Source organism: Streptomyces sp. NPDC087270, from assembly GCF_044744625.1.
Taxonomy (GTDB): domain Bacteria; phylum Actinomycetota; class Actinomycetes; order Streptomycetales; family Streptomycetaceae; genus Actinacidiphila.
In genome coordinates, this window is record NZ_JBIUYR010000001.1 from 692,977 (window position 1) to 716,140 (window position 23,164).

The 23,164-nt window shown below is 68.7% G+C and carries 21 protein-coding genes, 1 tRNA gene and 2 pseudogenes; 16 read left to right on the forward strand and 8 right to left on the reverse strand.

Translation table 11 applies throughout. The features are described from left to right. Nucleotides 1–41: 41 nt before the first annotated feature. Complete coding sequence (locus ACIPAE_RS03045; RefSeq protein ID WP_402442505.1) at nt 42–485, reverse strand: hypothetical protein; 444 nt, start codon at nt 483–485, stop codon at nt 42–44. Nucleotides 486–755: 270 nt separating this feature from the next. Further along, nucleotides 756–1,157, reverse strand: coding sequence for a hypothetical protein (locus ACIPAE_RS03050; RefSeq protein ID WP_402442507.1), 402 nt, complete (start codon nt 1,155–1,157; stop codon nt 756–758). A 482-nt stretch (nt 1,158–1,639) separates the two neighbouring features. On the opposite strand from ACIPAE_RS03050, the gene ACIPAE_RS03055 reads away from it, so the two are divergent. Together ACIPAE_RS03055 and ACIPAE_RS03060 are read left to right on the forward strand one after the other, a co-directional pair. After that, nucleotides 1,640–3,274, forward strand: coding sequence for a DNA methyltransferase (locus ACIPAE_RS03055; RefSeq protein WP_402442509.1), 1,635 nt, complete (start codon nt 1,640–1,642; stop codon nt 3,272–3,274). 380 nt (nt 3,275–3,654) lie between these two features. Then, nucleotides 3,655–4,742, forward strand: a pseudogene (locus ACIPAE_RS03060) (IS630 family transposase). Between the two features lie 172 nt (nt 4,743–4,914). On the opposite strand, the gene ACIPAE_RS03065 reads toward ACIPAE_RS03060, so the two are convergent. After that, on the reverse strand, nt 4,915–5,652 hold the full coding sequence (locus ACIPAE_RS03065) for a GntR family transcriptional regulator (RefSeq protein ID WP_402442511.1): 738 nt from the start codon (nt 5,650–5,652) through the stop codon (nt 4,915–4,917). A 190-nt stretch (nt 5,653–5,842) separates the two neighbouring features. Between ACIPAE_RS03065 and ACIPAE_RS03070 the strand changes: the two genes are divergently transcribed. From ACIPAE_RS03070 to ACIPAE_RS03100, 7 genes and pseudogenes are all read left to right on the forward strand, one after another. Beyond that, entirely contained in the window at nt 5,843–6,202 is a 360-nt protein-coding gene (locus tag ACIPAE_RS03070; protein ID WP_402442513.1) for a hypothetical protein, read from the forward strand. Between the two features lie 80 nt (nt 6,203–6,282). Then, the gene (locus ACIPAE_RS03075; protein ID WP_402442515.1) at nt 6,283–7,602 is read left to right on the forward strand and encodes an FtsK/SpoIIIE domain-containing protein; all 1,320 of its coding nucleotides are present in this window, start codon (nt 6,283–6,285) and stop codon (nt 7,600–7,602) included. Between the two features lie 13 nt (nt 7,603–7,615). Then, a complete protein-coding gene (locus ACIPAE_RS03080; RefSeq protein ID WP_402442516.1) occupies nt 7,616–7,810 on the forward strand; it encodes a hypothetical protein in 195 nt (64 codons plus the stop codon). A gap of 161 nt (nt 7,811–7,971) precedes the next feature. Further along, nucleotides 7,972–8,220 (forward strand): hypothetical protein, encoded by a 249-nt coding sequence (locus tag ACIPAE_RS03085; RefSeq protein ID WP_402442518.1) that lies wholly within the window; start codon nt 7,972–7,974, stop codon nt 8,218–8,220. Continuing rightward, nucleotides 8,217–9,575: a replication initiator gene (locus tag ACIPAE_RS03090; RefSeq protein ID WP_402442520.1), complete on the forward strand. Its 1,359-nt coding sequence runs from the start codon at nt 8,217–8,219 to the stop codon at nt 9,573–9,575. The genes ACIPAE_RS03085 and ACIPAE_RS03090 overlap by 4 nt, the downstream gene beginning before the upstream one ends. A gap of 64 nt (nt 9,576–9,639) precedes the next feature. After that, the gene (locus ACIPAE_RS03095; protein ID WP_402442522.1) at nt 9,640–9,834 is read left to right on the forward strand and encodes an excisionase family DNA-binding protein; all 195 of its coding nucleotides are present in this window, start codon (nt 9,640–9,642) and stop codon (nt 9,832–9,834) included. Then, nucleotides 9,834–10,973: pseudogene (locus tag ACIPAE_RS03100) on the forward strand (tyrosine-type recombinase/integrase). The gene ACIPAE_RS03095 and the pseudogene ACIPAE_RS03100 overlap by 1 nt, the downstream one beginning before the upstream one ends. 87 nt (nt 10,974–11,060) lie before the next feature. On the opposite strand, the gene ACIPAE_RS03105 reads toward ACIPAE_RS03100, so the two are convergent. After that, nucleotides 11,061–11,134 (reverse strand) — tRNA-Gly (locus ACIPAE_RS03105). 488 nt (nt 11,135–11,622) lie between these two features. On the opposite strand from ACIPAE_RS03105, the gene dcd reads away from it, so the two are divergent. Next, complete coding sequence (gene dcd, locus ACIPAE_RS03110; RefSeq protein ID WP_328467284.1) at nt 11,623–12,198, forward strand: dCTP deaminase; 576 nt, start codon at nt 11,623–11,625, stop codon at nt 12,196–12,198. Nucleotides 12,199–12,216: 18 nt separating this feature from the next. Here dcd and ACIPAE_RS03115 read toward each other — a convergent pair whose 3' ends face one another. Then, entirely contained in the window at nt 12,217–12,660 is a 444-nt protein-coding gene (locus ACIPAE_RS03115; RefSeq protein WP_402442523.1) for a DUF2000 family protein, read from the reverse strand. Nucleotides 12,661–12,792: 132 nt separating this feature from the next. After that, nucleotides 12,793–13,818, reverse strand: coding sequence for a Yip1 family protein (locus ACIPAE_RS03120; protein WP_402442525.1), 1,026 nt, complete (start codon nt 13,816–13,818; stop codon nt 12,793–12,795). A gap of 142 nt (nt 13,819–13,960) precedes the next feature. On the opposite strand from ACIPAE_RS03120, the gene ACIPAE_RS03125 reads away from it, so the two are divergent. Next, entirely contained in the window at nt 13,961–14,824 is an 864-nt protein-coding gene (locus ACIPAE_RS03125) for a DsbA family protein (protein ID WP_402442527.1), read from the forward strand. Between the two features lie 134 nt (nt 14,825–14,958). On the opposite strand, the gene ACIPAE_RS03130 is transcribed toward ACIPAE_RS03125, so the two are convergent. Then, nucleotides 14,959–17,217 (reverse strand): (Fe-S)-binding protein, encoded by a 2,259-nt coding sequence (locus tag ACIPAE_RS03130; protein WP_402442529.1) that lies wholly within the window; start codon nt 17,215–17,217, stop codon nt 14,959–14,961. A 445-nt stretch (nt 17,218–17,662) separates the two neighbouring features. Here ACIPAE_RS03130 and dnaK point away from each other — a divergent pair, with 445 nt between their 5' ends. From dnaK to ACIPAE_RS03155, 5 genes are all read left to right on the forward strand, one after another. After that, nucleotides 17,663–19,546, forward strand: coding sequence for a molecular chaperone DnaK (dnaK, locus tag ACIPAE_RS03135; RefSeq protein ID WP_329366427.1), 1,884 nt, complete (start codon nt 17,663–17,665; stop codon nt 19,544–19,546). Further along, nucleotides 19,543–20,262: a nucleotide exchange factor GrpE gene (gene grpE, locus ACIPAE_RS03140; protein WP_329366425.1), complete on the forward strand. Its 720-nt coding sequence runs from the start codon at nt 19,543–19,545 to the stop codon at nt 20,260–20,262. The genes dnaK and grpE overlap by 4 nt, the downstream gene beginning before the upstream one ends. Nucleotides 20,263–20,298: 36 nt before the next feature. Next, the gene (gene dnaJ / locus ACIPAE_RS03145; protein WP_328467297.1) at nt 20,299–21,492 is read left to right on the forward strand and encodes a molecular chaperone DnaJ; all 1,194 of its coding nucleotides are present in this window, start codon (nt 20,299–20,301) and stop codon (nt 21,490–21,492) included. A gap of 4 nt (nt 21,493–21,496) precedes the next feature. Further along, nucleotides 21,497–21,973, forward strand: a complete 477-nt coding sequence (locus ACIPAE_RS03150) for a heat shock protein transcriptional repressor HspR (protein ID WP_328467299.1) — start codon at nt 21,497–21,499, stop codon at nt 21,971–21,973. Nucleotides 21,974–22,101: 128 nt separating this feature from the next. Next, a complete protein-coding gene (locus tag ACIPAE_RS03155) occupies nt 22,102–22,608 on the forward strand; it encodes an FBP domain-containing protein (RefSeq protein WP_366409767.1) in 507 nt (168 codons plus the stop codon). A 125-nt stretch (nt 22,609–22,733) separates the two neighbouring features. On the opposite strand, the gene ACIPAE_RS03160 is transcribed toward ACIPAE_RS03155, so the two are convergent. Next, a complete protein-coding gene (locus ACIPAE_RS03160) occupies nt 22,734–23,141 on the reverse strand; it encodes a pyridoxamine 5'-phosphate oxidase family protein (protein ID WP_402442532.1) in 408 nt (135 codons plus the stop codon). Between the last annotated feature and the right edge of the window lie 23 nt (nt 23,142–23,164).

A 23,164-nucleotide genomic window follows, 5' to 3' on the forward strand; every position in this document is an offset into this window, starting at 1 on the left:
CGGGTCAGCCGATGACTTCCTCGCCACCCCCTCCGTGTGGCTCACTCCTCCCCATCTCTGTTCAGGTACAGCGGGGAGGAGAGGTCCGTGTCCAGGTCCAGGAACCACATGGTGACGGCGTGTTCGAACTTCGCGCAGGCGTTGAGGTGCTGGGCGGTGAGGTGGGCGACGTACCGGGCGGCGGACGTGCTGTACCGGGCGATCTCGTCGGTGCCAGTCGGCAGGTCGTTCTTCAACGAGAGGATCGCCAGCCACCAGCCGTTGAGGAAGTCGGTAGCGAATGAGTGCAGCATCCTGTGGGCTTCGCCCATGCCGTGTTCGGACGCGAAGTGGCGGATCCCGTCGGCGTCAAAGCCCTTGAAGGCAATGACGGGGATGCGGGACAGGTTTTCGCGGAAGCGGGCAATCGAGTCCAGCTCGGCCGCGGTGAACGGGTTGGTCCCGGACTCGTACTTGGACAGGTCGTCAATGCCTGTGTCAGCCATCGTGCTCCTTCGGTAGTGCTACGGGGTGGGGCGCGGGTCAGCCAAGGCAAGAGCACAGGTGCAGGCTCGGCCGCTCCAGTAGGGGCATGATGCCGAGGACAGTGGGGGCGCAGCCTAAGTAGCGAGCAGCGAGCAGCGAGCAGCGAGCAGCGAGGGCTCAGGGGGCGCTGAGGGCGACCGCTGCCGCATCATTCCCGATCTGGCGCCTACGGGTGACTGAGCGCAATATTTCGGCGTCGACACGTATTCAACAGGAGGGGTTCCGAGCGTCTATCGGCCAGGGGCCGAGTGAAGTTGGTGGAGCGAGTTGACCTGCCCAATCCAGAACTCCAGTCTCGCCGTTGCGGAGGAGCCCTTGGGGAGCAGGTCAAGCTGCTGCGCGAGCGTGTAGAAGCCAGGCCCGGCGTCGTTCGCACCGAGATAGTGAACCAGTGCAGAGATCATGAGCCCGCTCTTTGGGTAGTCCTGTTCCACTATCAGTCCAAGCAGGTAGCCCATGGCTGCACGTTCGTCCGCCTGCTCTAAGTCGAACCCAGGAAGCCCCGTCCGCCGGGCCAGTACAGAGTTCATCTCCGTGTAGGTCGTGACCTTGTGGAGCTGTGCCCGTTCAACGAGGAACTTCAATCCGGCATTGGTCAACTGCTCCCATGCCTCATCGCTTCGGCCGTACATCGTCACCCCCTGCGTTCGCGGTTCTTGGCATCGAGTATGCCGATCTGGCTGCCACGGTGGGGCGGCTTTGATCGCACGCGGCTTCGGAGGCCCCTTCGTAGCGCGAGAGAAGTCCTGATCACAGCCCTACGAGCGGTCCAATGGATGCATGCTGTCCACGAGTAGTCCACGGCGGGGAACCTGCGCCACGCCAGGCGCTGGAGGCGGTGCCGCACTTCCACAGGGAGCCGGTTAGGTCCGCCCGCGGAGCCGATGGCAGCCACTCGGAGCATGAGCCTAGGTAGGACAGTAGGGCGGCGGTTGCGGTGGCGCTGGTGGCGGCCTCAGGCCTCAGGGCGCCAAGGCCGCTGGGGAACGGACGCGGCAGGCCGGCGTGTAAGGCGGGCTTAGAACAGTCCAGTTGGCGTCGAGACTCGTGATCCTCCACCGGCGCCGGGCATCTGATGGCACAATCAGCGGCGAAGGGTGTTCCAGGAGGGGTGATGACGGAAAACAGGCTGTTCTACGGCGACAACCTTGAGATGTTGCGGAAGCACGTTGCCGACGAGTCGGTAGATCTTGTGTATCTAGATCCCCCTTTCAACTCGAACCGAAATTACAACATTATTTTTGGTACCAGTTCGACTGCGGGGAAGGGGGCTACTGCGCAAATTCAAGCATTCGGGGATACTTGGACTTGGACACATGTCACCGAGCAGCAGTATCAAGAAGCTGTAAGCGGCGGTGTGCCAGGCAAGGTCGCTGATGCCCTCGTTGCAATTCGGGGACTGCTCACCGAGAACGACGCAATGGCCTATCTCGTAAACATGGCGCCCAGATTGGTCGAATTGAGGCGCGTATTGAAGCCGAGCGGTTCTCTCTATCTGCACTGCGACCCGACTATGAGTCATTACCTCAAGGTATTGCTGGATTCGATTTTCGGGGCCGCTTGTTTCCGCAATGACATCGTGTGGAAGCGAAAAGCGGGGCGAGGGGAAACGAACAAGGCGGCGGTTCGATTCGGTGTAACCAACGACAACATCCTCTTTTATGTCAAAAGCTCCGGCGCGCACTTTGCTCGACAGTATCGTGAGAGCAATCCCGAATATATTGCCACCAAGTTCACCCACATTGACCCTGAGTCAGGACGTAGGTACCGGCTCGACAACCTGGCTAGCCCGTCATACCGAGCCAATCTTGTCTATGAGTACAAGGGATATCCTCCCCCGCAAAAGGGGTGGGCGGTATCTCTTGAGCGCATGAAGGAGATGGATCAAGAGGGGCGACTTCACTTTCCAGCAAAAAAGACGCAGCGAATCCAGCGGAAGCGCTTCTTGGATGAGTTGGAGGGCGAGACTGTGGACAGTCTTTGGGATGACATCCCGCCCATCAATTCTCAGGCAAAAGAGCGGCTTGGGTACCCGACTCAGAAGCCCGTTGCTCTGCTGGAACGAATTCTACAGGCCAGCACCTCAGAGGGAGATATCGTACTTGATCCGTTTTGTGGCTGCGGTACGACGATAGATGCCGCCATCCGTCTCAAGCGGAAGTGGGTCGGTATTGACATCACGTACATCGCCGTGGACCTTATCGAAAAGCGCCTGCAGCATACTTTCGGCGGGTCCGTGGCGAGCGAGTACGAAGTCTTCGGAATCCCGAAAGACATTGATGGAGCTCAGGCTCTCTTCAAGCACTCGCCATTTGATTTCGAGAGATGGGCTGTATCGCTCATCAGGGCGCAGCCCAATGAAAAGCAGGTTGGTGACAAGGGCGTCGATGGCGTGGCGCGTTTCCCGCTCGACAATGCTGGCAAGATCGGTAGAGTGCTGGCGAGCGTCAAGGGGGGGAAGACGGTAACGCCGCAGTTCGTGCGGGACCTGGTAGGGACCGTGGAGACGCAGAAAGCGCAGATGGGCGTCTTGATCACCATGGCTAAGCCTTCTAAGGGCGTGTTGGATGCCGTGTCGCATGGCGGGACGTACACCTGGCCTATTAACGGCGAGGTGTTTCCCAAGATCCAGGTCATTACCGTTCAGGAGCTTTTGAGTGGCGAACGTCCCGCCACTCCCTCACTCCTCACGCCCTACATCCAGGCGAGCAAGATTGTCCGTGCCGCTGATCAGGATGCCATCTTTTAGCCATTGCTCAGCTAGCGATCCGTATGAGTCTGTGGAACGGGTTTCGGCGGGAGTACCCACGTTCGTAGCCCAGCGCCTTTCACGCTTCCATCCCGTCTGCCGTCGGCCCGCACTCCTGTGGAGCGGGCGTGGCTCAGGGCGTCAAGGTGGAGCGCGTCACTGTACGAACGACCTTGACGCCCTGGGCCACGACTGCTCGGCTTGCCCGGGTCGATGGCAGACGGGATGGGAGCACCCCACACCCATCCTCGACGAACGCGCGGTCGCCGGCCGGGCCTGGTCCATCTCGGAGCCGGAGCGCCCCCGCCGGAGGCATGGTCTTGACCTCGGCTGTCTAGTGTCCTGAGTCGTTAGTGCATGAGCGGTTGTAGGGTGGATCACTGCCTGGTCCGAAGCCGTTGCTGTTGGAGTTGTCCGATCACGAACGCCGGGTGCTGCGGGGCTGGTTGCGTAAGCAGACCGCCTCGCAGGCGCTGGTGCTGCGGTCGAGGATCGTGTTGGCGTGCGCGGACGGTCGGCCCAACGCGCAGGTCGCGGACGACCTGGGTGTCTCTCGGGAGACGGTGCGCAAGTGGCGGGCCAGGTTCGTCGCGGACCGGCTGGAGGGCCTGGTGGACCGGCCACGTTCGGGGGCGCCGCGGAAGATCACGGACGAGCAGGTCGAAGCCCTGGTCGCCAGGACACTCGGCCAGTCGCCGCCGACGGGTGATTCGCACTGGTCGACGCGTTCGATGGCCCAGGCGGCGGGCATGTCGCAGTCTGCCTTCTCCCGGATCTGGCGGGCGTTCGGCCTCAAGCCGCACATCGTGGAGACCTGGAAGCTGTCGACCGACCCGCAGTTCGTGACCAAGGTCCGCGACGTGGTGGGCATCTACCTGGCCCCGCCGGAGAACGCCCTGGTCCTGGCGGTGGACGAGAAGTCGCAGATACAGGCCCTGGACCGGACCCAGCCCGTGCTGCCGATGGCGCCGACCACGCCGGCGAAGATGACACACGACTACATCCGGCATGGCACGACCAGCCTGTTCGCCGCCCTGGACATCACCTCCGGCTCGGTCATCGCCCAGCACTACCGCCGCCACCGCCACCAGGAGTTCCTCCGCTTCCTGAAGGTCATCGACGCCGCCGTCCCCCAGCACCTCGAACTCCACCTGGTCCTGGACAACTACGCCACCCACAAGACCGAACCGGTCAAGAAGTGGCTGCTGCGGCACCCCCGCTTCCACCTGCACTTCACTCCCACCTCGGCGTCCTGGCTCAACCTCGTCGAACGCTGGTTCGCCGAGCTGACCTGCCGCAAACTCCGCCGCTCGGCCCACCACAGCGTCGTCGAACTCGAACGGGACGTCCGCAGCTGGATCAACGAGTGGAACAAGAACCCCAGGCCATTCGTCTGGACGAAGACCGCCGACGACATCCTCGACACCCTCGCGCCTACTGCACACGAATAAACGACTCAGGACACTAGTCTCGTCTCATGCCGCCGGCCTCCCCACCGTGGGCGCGCGCGGCGCGGGCCGTGCCGAGCCGGGCGGAGACAGGAGCGACGGCGCGGCCAGGCGCCGGACGGGCGCCCGGCGGAGCGGCAGCGACGCCGGGTGCCTTGAAGACGTAGAGAAAGTTTGGACCGTGGGCCGCGGTCAGAGGGGGTAGGACAGCTCCAGGTCGTCGCCGGGGAGTTGAAACTCCTCCAGGGCGAGGGGCTTGTCGTGCTCGTTCGCAGTGACGCGGAGGATGGTCAGGATGGGGACGCCTTCGGGGAGGCGGAGGGCGGCGGCCTGGTCGGGGAGGGGCATGCGGGGGCGTAGATACTCCGTGAAGTGGAGTTCGTGGCCCAGATCCGCCAGGGCGGTGTAGAGCTTGGGCGCCGGCGGGGGAGCTGTGTCTTCGTACTTGGTGCCTACCAGGATGGAGAACGGCACGTAGGTCCGGTGGAGCTGGCGGAAAGTCGGGCCCGCGGTCTGCAAGGCGTCGTAGGTGTAGAGCGGTTCGCCCGGCGGGACGCGGAGGAGATCGGCTAGGGCGAGCGGGGCGTCTGTGCGAGTGGCGATGGCCTCTTCGGCTTCGGTCCACTGGATCTCGTCGGCCTCGGCGTAACCGCCGCTTCTCTTCCGCCGGACGCCGCGGGGACGGGCCATGCTCGGGCGGCTGTGGGGCGAGCGGGCGAACGTTCCGCGGCCCATGATGACCTCGACCAGGCCCGAGGCCCGGAGCTCCGTGAGCCCCTGCCGGACCGTCGGGCGCGTGACGCCGAACTGCTTGGCTAGGGCTTCCTCGGAGGGGAGCGGTTGGCCGGCCGGATAGGTGCCGTCCAGGATGCCGCGTCGCAGGTAGTCGGCGATCTGCCGGTACTTGGGCTGCGTATTCTCCGCTGGCATCGGGCCTCCGGTGGCCTGCTGATCTGGTGTGTTCGTCCGCATGGACCATCTCGATGGACAGAGTCTCGCATCCCGACGCACTTGACAACCCGTACTACGGGTTGCACTCTGGACCCTGCACCCGTACTACGGGTTGTCAATCAGGGCGAGGAATCTTCTCCTGCCCATGACCTCAAGGGAGTTCAGAACCGTGGCAACACTTCCGATCGACACCGCCAAGTTCACGGCGAACATCTGCGCCGTCCCCCCGGCCCCGCGTGTCGCCAACCGAGAGACCGGACAGCTCCGAGTGGACCGGGACACCGGTCGCACGGTCTTTCAGGTCGGGTTGTGCCTGATGTCCGGGGGAGCCGCCGACGTGGTGAACGTGAGCGTGGTCGGCGAGCCCTCCGGCGTTCAGCTCGGGATGCCCGTCCAGGTGCGGGACCTGGTGGCGACGCCGTGGGAGAACGAGGGGCGGCACGGCATCGCCTTCCGTGCTTCCGAGATCCGACCGCTCTCCGCCCCGGCGCCGGCGCCTGCCGCTGGCGGAAAGGGGGCCGCGCAGTGACCCTCTTAGCTGCTACATCTGCCGGGACGACGTCCACCCCGACCGCTCCAGGCCTCCTGCTCGTCCTCTTCCTGGCCCTCGTGGCCAGCACCGTAGTGGCCGCCCCGATCCTGCGTCGCCGGTACCCCACCGCCTGGTGGCTGGCAGTCGGCTTCCCCCTCACCTGCGTGCGACTGACGCGTACCTGGCGTCCGCTCATGGCGGGTTGCGGGCTGGCGGTGAGCCGTAAAGCCGCGCTGACCGTCGTGTCCGGGCTCGTCGGCAACGGAGCACCCCCACCCCAACCCCGGGTACCCCGCCGGGGCCCGATCCGTCCGACGCTCGGCGGCTTCCGGCTCGTCGTACGACTCCTGCCCGGTCAGGTTCCGGCGGACTTCGTGAAAGCGGCGCCCGCGATGGCGGAGGCGTGGCAGGTGCACGGGGTACGGGTCACACCATGGCGCCCGGGCTACGTACGGCTCGTCGCCTCGGTTGATGATCCGCTCGCCGCGCCCCGCGTCCCTGCCCAGCGGGACGGCAGCCGACTCCTCAGCGTTGCTGTCGGCGTCCTGGAGAGCGGGGTCGCCTGGGTGGTCGACCTGCGCCAGATACCGCACTGGCTGATCGTCGGAGCCACCCGATCTGGGAAGTCCACCCTGATCAACGCCCTCGTTGCTGGGCTGGCTCCGCAACCCGTCGCCTTGGTCGGCATCGACTGCAAGGGCGGCATGGAACTGTCCCTCTACGAGCCCCGGTTGTCGGCACTCGCCACCAACCGCGCCCAAGCCGTGCGCCTCCTGTCGGCGTTGGTGGACCTGACCCTCGACCGCATGGCCCTGTGCCGAGCTGCCCGGGTCCGGAACGTGTGGGGCCTGCCCCAGGACGAACGGCCGGTCCCTGTCGTCGTGATCGTGGATGAGTTGGCAGAGCTGTTCCTCGTCGCCAGCCGCAGCGAGAAGGACGAGGCGCATGCGGCCGGCACCGCGCTCATCCGCCTGGCCCAACTCGGCGCGGCACTCGGCGTCTTCCTTGTCGTCGCCGGCCAACGCGTCGGCTCCGACCTCGGCCCGGGCGTCACTGCTCTACGGGCCCAGCTCGGCGGCCGGGTCTGTCATCGCGTCGCCGACCCCGGAACGGCGGAGATGGCTCTTGGGGACCTGAACCCCGATGCCCTCAAGGCCGCCCAGGCTATCCGCCCCGAGCAGGCTGGCACCGCTGTCCTCGCCTCGGGCGACGGCTGGGAGCGGGCTCGCTCGCACCTGGTCTCCGAAGCGGACGCCGAAGCAATCGCCGCCGAGTACGGCCACCTCACCCCTGATTTGCCGGAGCTGCACGCGGCGCTCCACGGACCGGACATCACCAAACCGGGCCCGCCTGGAGTCGCGGTGATCGAACGACTCGACCTCGACCACGACAACTGACCGGAGGGCAGCCGTGCTTGTGACCGCCTCGGCCGTTGTTCTCCTCGGCCTCCTGATCTGGTTCCTGCTGCGCATCCGCTACCTACGCCTGCCCGACGTCCTGATCAGCGGAACGTTCGGCTTCCTGCTCGCCGCGACCGGCGCTGCGCCGCTCGTGCGGTCGGCACTCAACGGCTTGAGCCTCTTCCTCGCCGAACTGCACCTCTGATCGACCTCCCTCGCACGCAACGCAAGGGGACAGCCATGCCCAGAACCATGCCCGCGCTCGTCCGCGCAAAGGGCTCCCGGCGGGGCGCGAAGTCGCCAAACCCGACCCCGCCAGGAACCCACCCCATCCGCCACATGAGCAGTGAAAGGAGCACCCACACTGTGTCCACCGCCAACCGCCCGCGCAAATCGCGCCCACCCGAATGCGAGGAGAAGGACCTCGAACGCCCGACGTGCGCCGGCCGGGAACAGGTCGTCCTCGTCGGCCTGGATGGCTTCGAACGTCACCTCTGCCCCGCGCACGCCGCCGCGCTGTGGCTGACCGACCCCACCATGAGGTTCAGCGCCAAGTCCGGGCCACAGGCCATCTCGGCCGTGATGTGGCAGGCGTTCGGCGGTGGTCGCGCATGAGCATGCCCACCCACGCTGTTGCGACCCTCCTCGCCAGGGGAGCCGCGCCCGACTTCGACGCCTGGCGGCGCAACGTCCTCGGCCTGAACGGCTGCACCAACCCTGTTCACCTGGTCGGCTCGGCACTCCTCGTCGACCCTTCGACCGGCGAGGCACTGCGCTCGTACGACTCCGGCCTGTACGGCGGCCGGCTGCTCGTCGCGTGCGGCAACCGGCGGGCGAGTGTCTGTCCCACCTGCGCCCGTACGTACCGGGCTGACACCTTCCACCTCATCCGGGCCGGACTCGTCGGGGGAAAGTCGGCTCCGGCTTCGGTCGCCGCTCATCCGCGAGTCTTCGTGACGCTCACTGCTCCCGGCTTCGGACGCGTCCACACCCGACGGGAGCGGGAAGGGCGGGTATGGGTCTGCCGACCGCGCCGGGCCGGTGGGGAACGCTGCCCGCACGAACTGCCGGTGGGCTGCCGCGAACGCCATTGCGCCGATGACCCGCGACTCGGCGAACCCCTCTGCCCGCACTGCTACGACTACGCCGGCGCCGTGCTCTGGCAGGCGAACGCCGCGAGGCTCTGGCACCGCTTCGTGCTGGAACTGCGGCGCGAAATCGCCCGGCACGCTGGAGTAGACCGTACGCGGCTGGCCGAGTCGGCCCGACTGTCGTACGCCAAGGTCGCCGAGTACCAACGGCGCGGCCTGATCCACTTCCATGCAGTCATCCGACTCGACGGCCCGGACGGACCCGACTCGGCGCCGCCGAGATGGGCGACGACCGAACTCCTCGCCGGCGCGGTATCGGCTTCGGTCGGTCGGGCACGCCTGATCGCCCCGGGCACGGCGGTCGTCGGTCGGCGGGCCCTACTCTTCGGCGCGCAGGTCGACGTACGACCGATCGCCGAGTTCGGCACCGGACAGCTCACCTCAGGCGCCGTGGCCGGCTACATCGCCAAGTACGCCACCAAAGGTGCGGAAGTGGCCGGCGCGGTCGACGTACGCATCCAGCACGCCCGTCAACTGGTCCTCTTGCCGGTACGGCGGCATGTCCTCCGCATGGTCGGTACGTGCTGGTGGCTCGGCGCTCTGCCCGACTTCGAACCCCTGGGCCTGCGCCGCTGGGCCCACATGCTCGGCTACGGCGGCCACTTCTCCACCAAGTCCCGCCGGTACTCGACCACTCTCACCGCCCTCCGCCAGGCCCGCGCCGAGCACCGCGCGGACGAACAGCGAGCTGCGCGCGGCTTGGCGGAGCGGCCCCTCGTCACCGTCGGCCACTGGCGCTACGCCGGGCGCGGCTACTCCCCGGAGGCGGCCCTCCTCGCCGCCTCGGTACGGGAACGGGGCGCATCCCATGACGCGTGAGAGACAGGGCCCGCTCAGCCCCACCGCTGAAAAGCGCGCGGATGGAAACGGCGTACTCCCATCCGTGGCGCAGGTCGCCGAACGGCTCGGCACCACCCAGCGATTCCCCCGGCGTCTGGTGGCGGAGCGACGCATCACCTTCGTCAAGGTCGGTCGCCACGTCCGCATCCCCGAGAGCGCGTTGTCCGCGTTCATCGACGCCAACACCGTTGCGCCTGCACGTCGTCACCGTCGTAGCAAACTTGGGAGGGCCGTCTGATGGGGAACGACAAGGGCAGGCGCCGGACCTTCGGAGCGGTCCGCAAGTTGCCCTCAGGTCGGTACCAGGCCCGCTATCCGGGACCGGACGGTCTGATGCGCCCTGCGCCCGACACGTTCGCCGCCTCGCGGGACGCGGATGACTGGCTGGCGGAAAAACAGACGGAGATCAGGCGCGGAGAGTGGATGGACCCTGACGCCGGCGCGGTGACGTTCGAGGAGTTCGCACTCCGGTGGGTGAAGGAGCGCAAGCTCGCCGCGACGTCGGAGGAGTTGTACCGGCGATTGTTGCGGCTGCACCTCCTCCCGTTCGTGGGCGCGTTGGACCTGGACGAGATCACCGCTCCGGTCGTCCGGTCGTGGCGGTCCGAACGCCTGGACACGACCGGTGCCCCGACGACCGTGGCGAAGGCGTACCGCCTGCTCAAGGCGATCATGGAGACCGCGGTCGACGACGAGTTGATCCGCCGGAATCCGTGCCGGATCAGGGGAGCCGGGAAGGAGTCGGCGCCGGAGCGCCCGGTGGCGACCGTGGGGCAGGTGGACGCGCTCGCCGAAGCTATGGGCCCGCGGTGGCGGCTGATGGTCTACGTAGCGGCCTACGGCCCTGCCCGCCCTGAGGAGTAGGCGGCCTTGCGGCGGCGGGACGTCGACGTCGACAACGTCGGGTTGTGGATCAGGACCGCCGAGCCGGAACTGACCACGGGTCGCCGGGCTCCCGGTGCCACGAAATCCGAGGCGGGACGCCGGTACCTCGGGCTTCCGGAATTCCTGCACAAGGAGCTGGTGCGGCATCTCGATTGGTGGGCGGAGAAACAGCCCGACGGCCTTCTCTTCGTCGGGGAGAAAGGCGCCCCGCTACGACGTTCGACCTTCGGTCGGAAATGGAGGAAGGTGAGGGCGTATGTCGGATTGCCGGACGACTTCCGGTTCTACGACCTGCGGCACACCGGCCATACGCTGACGACCCGCTCCGGAGCGACGCTCAAGGACACCATGGTTCGCGCTGGTCAGTCCACGGAGAAGGCGGCGTTGATCTACCAACACTCGGATCGGGAGCGGCAGAAGGAGGTGGCGGCCGGCCTCGACCGGATGGTGCGGGACGCTCGCGCGAAGATCGCGGAGGCGGACGGCGACTGAAAGCGTTCTGGCACGGATCTGGCACGAGACTGGTGAATTGGTCCAGACAACAAAAAGGCCCCGGGCTTCTCGCCGGGGGCTTTTATATGGAGCGGATGACGGGAATCGAACCCGCGCTCTGAGCTTGGGAAGCTCATGTTCTACCATTAAACTACATCCGCGAGGTGAGCGGCTTTGGGAAGTCGCTGCGAGGCTACTGTACCCCATGGTGGGAGGCGGACGGGGCGGGGTCGGGGGGTGGGGGAGGGGTAGGTTGGGGGTCGGTGTGGTGGAGCCGGGTGGGGCGGGGGAATCCCCTAATGTGTGGGTTTGTCGGCCACGCGGAGTTGGGGAAGGGGCTACATGGAGCGCACGGTTGTTCGGTGTGCGGAGGGACATGTGTTCAGTACGGCGTCGTTTCCGATGCAGCATCTCGGAGCCGAGCGGTTGGGGCCTGGGCGGCTGTTGAGGTGTCCGAAGTGCGCGCGGCTGCGGCACGCGGTGCCGGTGGACGAGCTGCACGGGAGCACGGGGAAGTGAGCGGGAAGTAGGGCCACGCGTCCCGGTGCGCCCCGTCGCTCGGTGCCGCGAGGCGCCATGGCGGTGCCGTGACGGCCCCGCGGGGTGCGGGGCGCCGGGACGCGTGATCGGGTTCGGCTAGTCTCGGGGGGTGCTTCTCTCAGACAAGGACATCCGGGCCGAGATCGACAACGGGCGGGTGCGGGTGGACCCGTTCGACGCGGCGATGGTGCAGCCGTCGAGTATCGACGTGCGGTTGGACCGGTTCTTCCGGGTGTTCGAGAACCACCGCTACCCGCACATCGACCCCGCGGTGGAACAGCCCGACCTGACCCGGCTGGTGGAGCCGGAGGGCGACGACGCGTTCATCCTGCACCCGGGGGAGTTCGTGCTCGCCTCGACGTACGAGGTGATCTCGCTCCCCGACGACATCGCGTCGCGGCTGGAGGGGAAGTCGAGCCTCGGGCGGCTGGGGCTGCTCACGCACTCGACGGCCGGCTTCATCGACCCCGGGTTCTCCGGCCACGTGACGCTCGAACTGTCGAACATGGCGACGCTGCCGATCAAGTTGTGGCCCGGGATGAAGATCGGGCAGCTCTGCCTGTTCCGGCTGTCGTCCCCCGCGGAGTTCCCGTACGGGTCAGCCCGCTACGGTTCGCGCTACCAGGGCCAGCGCGGCCCCACGCCCTCCCGCTCGTTCCTCAACTTCCACCGCACGCAGGTCTAGCCAACGCCTCGAAGGCCCTCAGGGGTGCATCCGCGCACCCTTCAGCACCTTGTCCACCGCGTTCTTCGGCCCGTACACCGCCAGCCCCACCAGATCGAGCCCGTCCCGCGGCACCGCGCGGACCGCAGCCCGGTTGTCGTGGTCGTTGCCGGTGCTGAAGAGGTCCGCGGTGAAGACCGACCGCGGCAGCGCGCGGGACAGCGCCCGGGCGTGCGCGGTGGTCAAGGTCTGCTTGTCGCCCTCGAAGACCAGGACCGGCTGCCGGAACATCGGCAGGTACGACGTGCCGTCGGCGTCCTCGTACGGCTCGCCGACCACCTCGGGCACCTGCGAGCCGAGCCCGCTGACGAGGAAGGCGGTCGTGTTCAGCCGCTGCCAGGTCTCCAGGTCGTCCCGCAGGAGTACGGCGATCTTCGTGTCGAAGCGGAACGGTTCGGGTGCGATGTCGTTCTCGGTGCTCATGCACCCAGCCTCACGCCCGGCCGGCCCCGGATCTTGTACGTTCCTGACCGATCCCGCGGATCGGCGCCGACCCGGCCCCGCGCCCCGGGCCACCCGGCCCGCGCGCACCGTCCGCGCCCCCCGGCCCACCCCTCAGATCAGCGGCAGCTTGAACAACATCAGCAGCGCCACCAGCTGGATCGACGACGCCCCGAGCGCCTTGAGCCACGGCAGATCGTGCGACTTCGCCACCATCGACGTCAGCAGCGCCCCGCACGCGATCCACGTCGCCCAACCGAGCAACTGCACGAACCCGTTGCCGCCGCCGAGGAACAGCGCGAAGAGCAGGCGCGGTGCGTCCGTGAGCGAACTCACCAGCATCGCCAGGCCGATGGTGGGCGCCCAGGCGCCGTCCCCGCCGAGCTGGCGGGCGAGCGTGTTGGTGACCGCGCCGAGCGTCAGCCCGCACAGCACGACCATGACCGCGGTGGTCAGCACCCACGGCACGCTCGCGGTCAGCGTGGAGTTGAGCACGTCGCTGCGGGCCGCGTCGAAGCCGAAGACGGCGAGCAGCCCGTAGACGAAGGTCACGATGAGGGCCGGGCCCCACACCGTGTGGTCGCGCATCTGCCAGAACGTACGGCCCGGCCGCAGCACGATCCCGCTCAGCAGTTCCTTCCAGTGCAGCCGCGGGGCGACCGGCGGCGCGCTCGCCTGGCCGGCCCGGTACGTGGCCACGTTGTCATCGCCGTAGGGCGCGCCGCCGTAACCGCCGTCGTACCCGCTGCCGTAGGAACCGCGGTCGTAGGACCCGCCGTCGTAGGAACCGCGGTCGTACGACCCGCCGTCGTACGCCTGCTCCGCATACGGGTCGGCGTACCGCGCGTCGTTGCCCACGGTGAACGCGCGGGTGCTGCCGGGGGAGTCGTCGTACGAGGGGGCCGGGGCGCCGCGGTGGTCGTAGTAACCGGGCTGGTCGGGCCCGCCGTGCGGCGCACCCGCGCCGGGCGCGCCGTCGGGATAGCCGCCTCCGCCGCCCCCGCCGTATCCCCCGCCGTACGCCCGCGGGTGCCCCTGCGGCTGCTGCGGCGCCGCGCCGGGCCCGGGCGGCCGGTACCGCGCCGACCGCGCCCCGCCCCGCTGCCCGCCCTCGCCCCGTCGTCCCTTGAAACCTGCCACGCCTTCGAACGTACCCGCTACTTCCGGATGCGGGGACGGCCCTCTGTGCGCGGGCGGCCCATTGCTGCCAACCTGTGACACGCCCGGTAGCCTGCCGGGCGGCAACGGGTGACGGGCTGGACCGGGTGTGGGGAAGTCGACGATGAAGAAGAACGCCGCTGGGATCATCGGAGCGGAAGCCGCGGACGAGGGCGCGCGGACCAGGGCCGTTCGGGTGATACGCACCCCTCCCACCCCCTTCCCCGCCCGCCGCAGGGCCGCCCTGGTCGCCACGGCCGTTCTCGCCCTCGCGCTGCCGCTGGCCGCCTGCTCCACCGGCACGGACCCCGGCTACGGCTCCCACCTCCCGGACTCCCGTACGAGCGCGCCCGCGACCCCTTCGGCACCGACGGCGACCGGCACCGGCGCCCCCGCCGACGCCGGGCACGCGATCCCGGCCCGCCTGGAGGCGGACGGCACCACCATCACCGTCGGTGACCCCTCCGCGGCGCACACCCTCACCGTCTTCGAGGACCCGCGCTGCCCGATCTGCGAGCAGTTCGAGCAGGCGAACGCGGCCCAGGTCCAGGCGCTGGAGGTGGCGGGCAAGATCCGCGTGCAGTACACGTTCGCGTCGTTCCTCGACCAGCGCGGCGGGGGCGGCTCGAAGCGGACGGTGAACGCGCTGCGCGCGGCGTTGGACGCGTCGGCGGACGGCAGCGGCTTTGCGGCGCTGCACACGCTGGTCTACCAGTACCAGCCCGACGAGCAGACCGACGGCTTCACCGTGGACTACCTGCTCCAACTCGCCGGGCGGGTGCCGGGGTTGCGCAGCACCACCTTCGACGCGGCGGTGCGCGACCAGAAGTACGCGAGCTTCGTCAGCGCCTCGGAGAACGCGTTCGACAAGAGCGGGGCGGCCGGCACCCCGATGGTGAAGATCGACGGCGACAAGGTGTCGGACGACAGCGGGATCTTCAAGACGGCGGACTTCAAGAAGATGCTGGCCGACCACGGGGTGTCCTGAGGGACCACCACCCGGCGGCCGGCCACTGCCCGCCGCACGCTGCACGCCGCGCGCCGGCCACCGCACGCCGGCCGCCGGCCGCTGGTGACGTCCGGGGCCCGGTTGACGTCCGGGCCCCGCACCGTCCGTGCGGCTCAACCCGTCGTGGTCGCCTCCGCCGGCACCGCAGCCGGCGTCCGCACCGAGTCGAGCAGCAACTGCGCGACATCCACGACCTGCAGCGACTCCTTCGCCTTGCCGTCGTTCTTCTTCCCGTTGACCGAGTCCGTGAGCATCACCAGGCAGAACGGGCAGGCGGTGGAGACGATGTCCGGGTTCAGGGACAGCGCCTCGTCGACGCGCTCGTTGTTGATGCGCTTGCCGATCCGCTCCTCCATCCACATCCGCGCGCCGCCCGCGCCGCAGCAGAAGCCGCGCTCCTTGTGGCGGTGCATCTCCTCGTTGCGCAGCCCGGGCACCTTGGCGATGATCTCGCGCGGCGGTGTGTAGACCTTGTTGTGCCGGCCGAGGTAGCAGGGGTCGTGGTAGGTGATCAGGCCCTCGACGGGCGTGACCGGGACCAGCTTCCCGTCGTCCACCAGGTGCTGGAGCAACTGGGTGTGGTGGATGACCTCGTACTCGCCGCCGAGCTGCGGGTACTCGTTGGCGATGGTGTTGAAGCAGTGCGGGCAGGTGGCGACGATCTTCTTCGAGGCGCGCGGCTTGCGGGAGGTGGGGACCACCTTGCCGTCGTCGTCGAGTTCCTCGCCGAACGCCATGTTGAGCATGGCGACGTTCTCCTGGCCGAGCTGCTGGAAGAGGAACTCGTTGCCCAGGCGGCGGGCCGAGTCGCCGGTGCAGTTCTCGTCGCCGCCCATGGTGGCGAACTTCACGCCCGCGATGTGCAGCAGCTCGGCGAACGCCTTGGTGGTCTTCTTGGCGCGGTCCTCCAGCGAGCCCGCGCAGCCGACCCAGTACAGGTACTCGACCTCGGTCAGGTCCTCGACGTCCTCGCCGACGACCGGCACCTCGAAGTCGACCTCCTTGACCCAGGCGAGCCGCTGCTTCTTCGGCAGGCCCCAGGGGTTGCCCTTCTTCTCCAGGTTCTTCAGCATCGTGCCGGCCTCGCTGGGGAAGGCCGACTCGATCATCACCTGGTAGCGGCGCATGTCCACGATGTGGTCGACGTGCTCGATGTCGACCGGGCACTGCTCGACGCAGGCGCCGCAGGTGGTGCAGGACCACAGCACGTCGGGGTCGATGACCCCGTTCTCCTCCAGGGTGCCGATCAGCGGGCGTTCCGCCTCGGCGAGGGCGGCGGCCGGCACCCCGGCGAGCTGCTCCTCGGTCGCCTTCTCCTCGCCCTCCGCGGACTTGCCGCCGCCTGCCAGCAGGTAGGGCGCCTTGGCGTGGGCGTGGTCGCGCAGGCTCATGATCAGCAGCTTCGGCGACAGCGGCTTGCCGGTGTTCCAGGCCGGGCACTGCGACTGGCAGCGGCCGCACTCGGTGCAGGTGGAGAAGTCGAGGATGCCCTTCCAGGAGAACTGCTCGACCTGGGAGACGCCGAACACGTCGTCCTCGCCCGGGTCCTCGAAGTCGATCGGCACGCCGCCGCTGGTCATCGGCTGGAGCGCGCCCAGGGCCACCGGGCCGTCGGCGTTGCGCTTGAACCAGATGTTGAAGAAGGCGAGGAAGCGGTGCCAGGCCACGCCCATCGAGGTGTTCAGGCCCAGGGTGATCGCCCAGATCATGGTGACGCCGAGCTTGATCATCGCGACCAGGTACACGGTGTTCTGCAGGGTGTGGGTGCTCAGCCCGCGCAGGCCCGCCACCAGGGGGTACGACACCCAGTACGCGGCTTCGTAGTGGTCGACGCCGTGCAGGGCGCCCTCCAGGCCGCGCAGCATCAGGATGGCCAGGCCGATGACGAGCACCACGTACTCGACGAAGTACGCCTGCCAGGCGGTCGATCCGGCGAAGCGCGACTTGCGTCCGGCGCGGGAGGGCAGGTTCATCAGCCGGACCGCGATGAGCACCAGGATGCCCAGGGTGGTGAAGAGCGTGATGAACTCGATGTACACCTCGTACGGCAGCCAGGTGCCGATCACCGGGAGAATCCAGTCGGCCTTGAAGAGCTGTCCGTAGGCGTTGAGGATGGTCAGGCCCAAGGTGAGGAAGCCGACCGCCACGAACCAGTGGGCGACGCCGATCGGGCCCCACTTGTTCATCCGGGTGTGGCCGACGAACTCCTTGGCCAGCGTCTTCGTGCGCGCGACCGGGTCGTTGGTGCGGCTGCCCGCGGGGACGGGCGTCCCGAGCTTGACGAACCGGTAGATCTGCGCGACGGCGAGGCCGATCAGGGCGACGCCGACCGCCGTGAGGACCAGCGACACGATGATCGCGGCGAGCTGCATGAGGGCTCCTCGGGCCTGCTGCGAGCAAAAACGTACTAAGCGGTAACTTACTCCGGTCTCGGCTGAGGTTACCCGGGAATTCCGGGCCCATAAAGCCGCCCTGCTGGTGATCTGCGTCGCGACGGGGGTACCCGCGGGGCGGAGCGGGGGTGCCTGCTGGGTGGGAGTGGGGGCGCCTGCGGAGCGGAGCGGGGGTGTCCGCGGGGCGGATCTGCCGCCGATCGGGTGAATTGCGGCAGTTCAGGCGTGGCCGGGGAACTACGCAGGGTGCCCATCCGTGAGACAGGTGAGGGGCGGCGCCGGTGGTCGGGTGGGCGTCGCTCGGGTAGTGCGTCAGACACGCGCCGTTAAGTTGAGTCGCCTCGACTCATGTCAATTGACAGCGGGCTCGTTGTCGTGCACTGTTGAGCCAGTTGCACTCAAGTCAGTTGTTGGAGGATTAACCATGGCACGTGCGGTCGGCATCGACCTGGGCACGACTAACTCCGTCGTCAGCGTTCTCGAAGGCGGCGAGCCCACCGTCATCACCAACGCAGAGGGCGCCAGGACCACGCCGTCCGTCGTCGCCTTCGCCAAGAACGGCGAGGTGCTCGTCGGCGAGGTGGCCAAGCGCCAGGCCGTCACCAACGTGGACAGGACCGTCCGCTCGGTCAAGCGCCACATGGGCACCGACTGGCGGATCAACCTGGACGGCAAGGACTTCAACCCGCAGCAGATGAGCGCCTTCATCCTGCAGAAGCTGAAGCGGGACGCGGAGTCGTACCTGGGCGAGAAGGTCACCGACGCGGTGATCACCGTCCCCGCGTACTTCAACGACTCCGAGCGGCAGGCCACCAAGGAGGCCGGCGAGATCGCCGGTCTGAACGTGCTGCGCATCGTCAACGAGCCGACCGCCGCCGCGCTGGCGTACGGCCTGGACAAGGACGACCAGACGATCCTCGTCTTCGACCTCGGCGGCGGCACCTTCGACGTGTCCCTGCTGGAGATCGGCGACGGCGTGGTGGAGGTCAAGGCCACCAACGGCGACAACCACCTCGGTGGTGACGACTGGGACCAGCGCGTGGTGGACTACCTGGTCAAGCAGTTCCAGTCCGGCCACGGCGTGGACCTGGGCAAGGACAAGATGGCGCTCCAGCGGCTGCGCGAGGCCGCGGAGAAGGCGAAGATCGAGCTGTCCTCGTCGACCGAGACCTCGATCAACCTGCCCTACATCACGGCGTCCGCCGAGGGCCCGCTGCACCTGGACGAGAAGCTGACCCGGGCGCAGTTCCAGCAGCTCACCTCCGACCTGCTGGAGCGCTGCAAGACCCCGTTCCACAACGTGATCAAGGACGCCGGCATCCAGCTGTCCGAGATCGACCACGTGGTCCTGGTCGGCGGCTCGACCCGTATGCCCGCCGTCGCGGAGCTGGTGCGCGAGCTGACCGGTGGCAAGGAGGCCAACAAGGGCGTCAACCCGGACGAGGTCGTCGCCATCGGCGCGTCCCTCCAGGCCGGTGTCCTCAAGGGCGAGGTCAAGGACGTCCTGCTGCTCGACGTCACCCCGCTGTCCCTCGGCATCGAGACCAAGGGCGGCATCATGACCAAGCTGATCGAGCGGAACACCACGATCCCGACCAAGCGTTCGGAGATCTTCACCACCGCCGAGGACAACCAGCCGTCGGTGCAGATCCAGGTCTACCAGGGCGAGCGCGAGATCGCGGCGTACAACAAGAAGCTCGGCATGTTCGAGCTGACCGGCCTGCCGCCGGCCCCGCGCGGGATGCCCCAGATCGAGGTCACCTTCGACATCGACGCCAACGGCATCATGCACGTGGGCGCGAAGGACCTCGGCACCGGCAAGGAGCAGCGGATGACCGTCACGGGTGGCTCCTCGCTGCCCAAGGACGAGGTCGACCGGATGCGCCAGGAGGCCGAGCAGTACGCGGACGAGGACCACAAGCGCCGCGAGGCCGCCGAGACCCGCAACCAGGGTGAGCAACTCGTCTACCAGACCGAGAAGTTCATCGCGGACAACAAGGACAAGCTTCCCGAGGACGTGAAGTCCGAGGTCGAGACCGCGGTCGCCGACCTCAAGGAGAAGCTGAAGAACGAGTCGTCCGACGACGGCAACACCGCGTCGATCCGCGAGGCCACCGAGAAGGTCGCGGCCACCAGCCAGAAGCTCGGCCAGGCGCTGTACGCCAACGCGCAGGCCGAGGGCGGCGCGGCGACCGCGGGTGCCGGCGCGGGCGCCGGTCCGGCCGACGACTCGGCCCAGGCCGCGGACGACGACGTCGTGGACGCCGAGATCGTCGACGACGAGAACAAGAGGGATGGTGCCGCGTGACGGAGGAGCCGAAGGGCTTCGAGGAGCCCGACGTCCCCTCCGACGCCGCCGACAAGCCGGAGTCCGGCAAGGCGGGCAAGTCCGGCTCGGGCAACGGGACCGCCGGTAAGGCGGGCCCGGTGTCCGGGGCCGGGGACGACGCGACCTCCCAGGAGCTGACGGCCGTCAAGGCGCAGTTGGACCAGGTGCGCACCGCGCTCGGCGAGCGCACCGCCGACCTCCAGCGCCTCCAGGCCGAGTACCAGAACTACCGCCGCCGGGTGGAGCGGGACCGCGTCGCCGTCAAGGAGGTCGCGGTCGCCAACCTGCTGACCGAACTGCTCCCGGTGCTCGACGACATCGGCCGGGCGCGGGAACACGGCGAACTGGTGGGCGGCTTCAAGTCGGTCGCCGAGTCGCTGGAGACGGTCGCCGCGAAGCTGGGCCTGCAGCAGTTCGGCAAGGAGGGCGAGCCCTTCGACCCGCTGGTGCACGAGGCGCTGATGCACAGCTATTCGCCTGATGTCACACAGACGACATGCGTGCAGATCCTCCAGCCGGGGTACCGCATCGGGGAGCGCAATCTGCGGCCGGCCCGGGTCGCGGTCGCCGAGCCCCAGCCGGGCGCCCACGGCAAGGACGAGCAGTCCGAGTCGGACGAGCCGGCCGACCAGGCCGACCGGGCCGACCGGAAGGCGGACGACGACGAGGAGACCGGTGGCCCGTCCAAGGGCTGACGGAGCGGGACGTGACGGAGAGGAGGGACGCCGAGGATGAGCATCAGTAGGGACCTGTTGGAGAAGGACCTGTACAAGGTCCTCGGTGTCCCCAAGGACGCCACCGACGCCGAGATCAAGAAGGCGTACCGCAAGCTGGCCCGGGAGTTCCACCCCGACGCCAACAAGGGCGACGCCAAGGCCGAGGAGCGCTTCAAGGAGATCTCCGAGGCCAACGACGTCCTCTCCGACACCAAGCGGCGCAAGGAGTACGACGAGGGCCGCGCGCTGTTCGGCAACGGCGGCATGCGGCCCGGTCCCGGCGCGGGTGGCAGCGGCGGGTTCAACTTCGACCTGGGCGACCTCTTCGGCGGCGCCCAGGGGCCCGGCGGCACCACCACGACCGGCCAGGGCGGCGGCTTCGGCGGCGGCCTGGGCGACGTGTTCGGCGGCCTGTTCAACCGGGGCGGCGGCACCCGCGTGCAGCCGCGCCGCGGCCAGGACATCGAGTCCGAGGTGACGCTCAGCTTCACCGAGGCCGTCGACGGGGCCACCGTCCCGCTGCGGATGTCCTCGCAGTCGCCCTGCAAGGCGTGCTCCGGCACCGGCGACAGGAACGGCACGCCCCGGGTGTGCCCGACCTGCGTCGGCACCGGGCAGGTCTCCCGTGGCGGCGGTGGCGGCTTCTCGCTCACCGACCCGTGCGTGGACTGCAAGGGCCGCGGTCTGATCGCGGAGAACCCCTGCGAGGTCTGCCACGGCAGCGGCCGGGCGAAGAGCTCGCGCACCATGCAGGTCCGCATCCCCGCCGGGGTCACCGACGGGCAGCGCATCCGGCTGCGCGGCAAGGGCGCCCCCGGCGAGCGCGGCGGACCGGCCGGCGACCTGTACGTGGTCGTGCACGTCGGCCGGCACCCGGTGTTCGGCCGCAAGGACGCCAACCTGACGGTCACGGTCCCGGTGAGCTTCACCGAGGCCGCGCTCGGCGGCGAGATCAAGGTGCCCACCCTCGGCGGGCCGCCGGTCACCTTGAAGCTGCCCGCCGGCACGCCGAACGGCCGGACCCTGCGGGCCCGGGGCAAGGGCGCGGTGCGCAAGGACGGTTCACGCGGCGATCTGCTCGTCACAGTCGAGGTGGCGGTGCCCGCACGGACCGAGGGCAAGGCGCTGGACGCGCTGGAGTCCTACCGTGAGGCGACCGCGGACCTCGACCCGCGGGCGGAGTTGTTCAAGGCCGCAAAGGGAGCGTGAGCGGATGAGCATCGACGGCGGCGGGGTCTCCGGGCCCCGGATGGGACGCGGCCGCAATCCGTACCAGTTGACGGAGGAGTCGCCGGTCTACGTGATCTCCGTGGCGGCCGAGCTGTCCGGGCTGCACCCGCAGACCCTGCGGCAGTACGACCGCCTCGGCCTGGTCTCGCCGGACCGCGCGGCCGGCCGCGGGCGCCGTTACTCGGCCCGCGACATCGAGCAGTTGCGGGAGGTGCAGCGCCTCTCGCAGGACGAGGGCATCAACCTCGCCGGCATCAAGCGGATCATCGAGCTGGAGAACCAGGTCGCCGCGCTCCAGGCCCGGGTCGCCGAACTCTCCGCCGCCGTCGACGGCGCCGCCGCCGTCATCCAGCAGCGCGAGGCCGCGGTGCACGCGTCGTACCGCCGCGACCTGGTGCCGTACCAGGACGTGCAGCACACGAGCGCGCTGGTGGTGTGGCGTCCCAAGCGGGACGGCTAGAGCCAGCCTGCCCTGGGAACCCGCGTTGCCGTTGCCGTACCCGCGTCCCTTCGGGGGCGCGGGTACCGCACGTTGCCGGCCGTAAATGCGGCGACAGCCCCGCGGGTCGCTTGTTAGCTTCGGATGCCATGGACCCACTTGGCGAAGCGCAGATCCGGGACTCCTTCGTGAACTGCTCGAAGGGGGAGGCGAAGCGGATCAGGCTGCCTCGGGACCTGGCGGAGGTGCCGTGGGGCGACCTCGACTTCTTCGGCTGGCGGGACCCGGGCGCGCCGGACCGCGCGTACGTGGTGACCGGCGGGGAGCGGCCGCTGGGGATCACCCTGCGGATCGCGCCGGGGGCACGGAGGAACCTGATGCGCAGCAGCCTGTGCTCGATCTGCCTGACCGGGCACTCCGGCGGCGGGGTGGACCTGCTGGCCGCGCCGCTGGCCGGCCCGGCCGGGCGGCAGGGCAACACCGTGGGCATCTACATGTGCGCCGACCTGGCCTGTTCCCTGTATGTGCGGGGCAAGAAGACCTCGGTGCTGGCCAAGCGCATGGAGGAGACCCTGACGCTGGAGGAGCAGGTGGAGCGCACCCTGCGCAACCTGGACGCCTTCCTGGCCAAGGTCACCGGCGCCCGCGCGGCCTGAACCGGCGGCCGCGCGGCCTGAACCGGCGGCACGAACCCGGATCACCCGAAACAGGGCGGCCCGAACCCGGGGTGTGCCCGAACCCGGGGTGCCCGCAACCGAGTGCGCGGCGTCGGGCGGACGCGTCAGGCGTTGCCCATCGCGCGGGTGAGGGCGATCTCGATGACGACGCGGTCCGGGTTGAACGCGGGGGTGCGGTCGTAGCGCTCGGTGTAGCGGCGTACGGCGTCGGCGACGCGTTCCGGGTCGGCGCTGACCGTGGCGAGCCCTTCGAGGGTGGCCCAACGGCGGCCCTCCGCCTGGCAGACCGCGACCCGGGCGCCGGACGGCCCGGCGGCCCGCACGTTCGCCGCCTTGCGGCTGGCGGTGTTGGTGATCACCCGGGCGAGCCCCGCCTCGGGGTCGTAGGTGACGCCGACCGGGACGACGTGCGGGGAGCCGTCGGGGCGGCTGGTGGTCAGCGTGCACAGGTGGTACTCGCGCCAGAAGTAGAGGAATCCGGCGTCGGGGGAGCGGGGGTCACGGCGGGCCATGGGAGGAACCGTAGCCCGTCGGC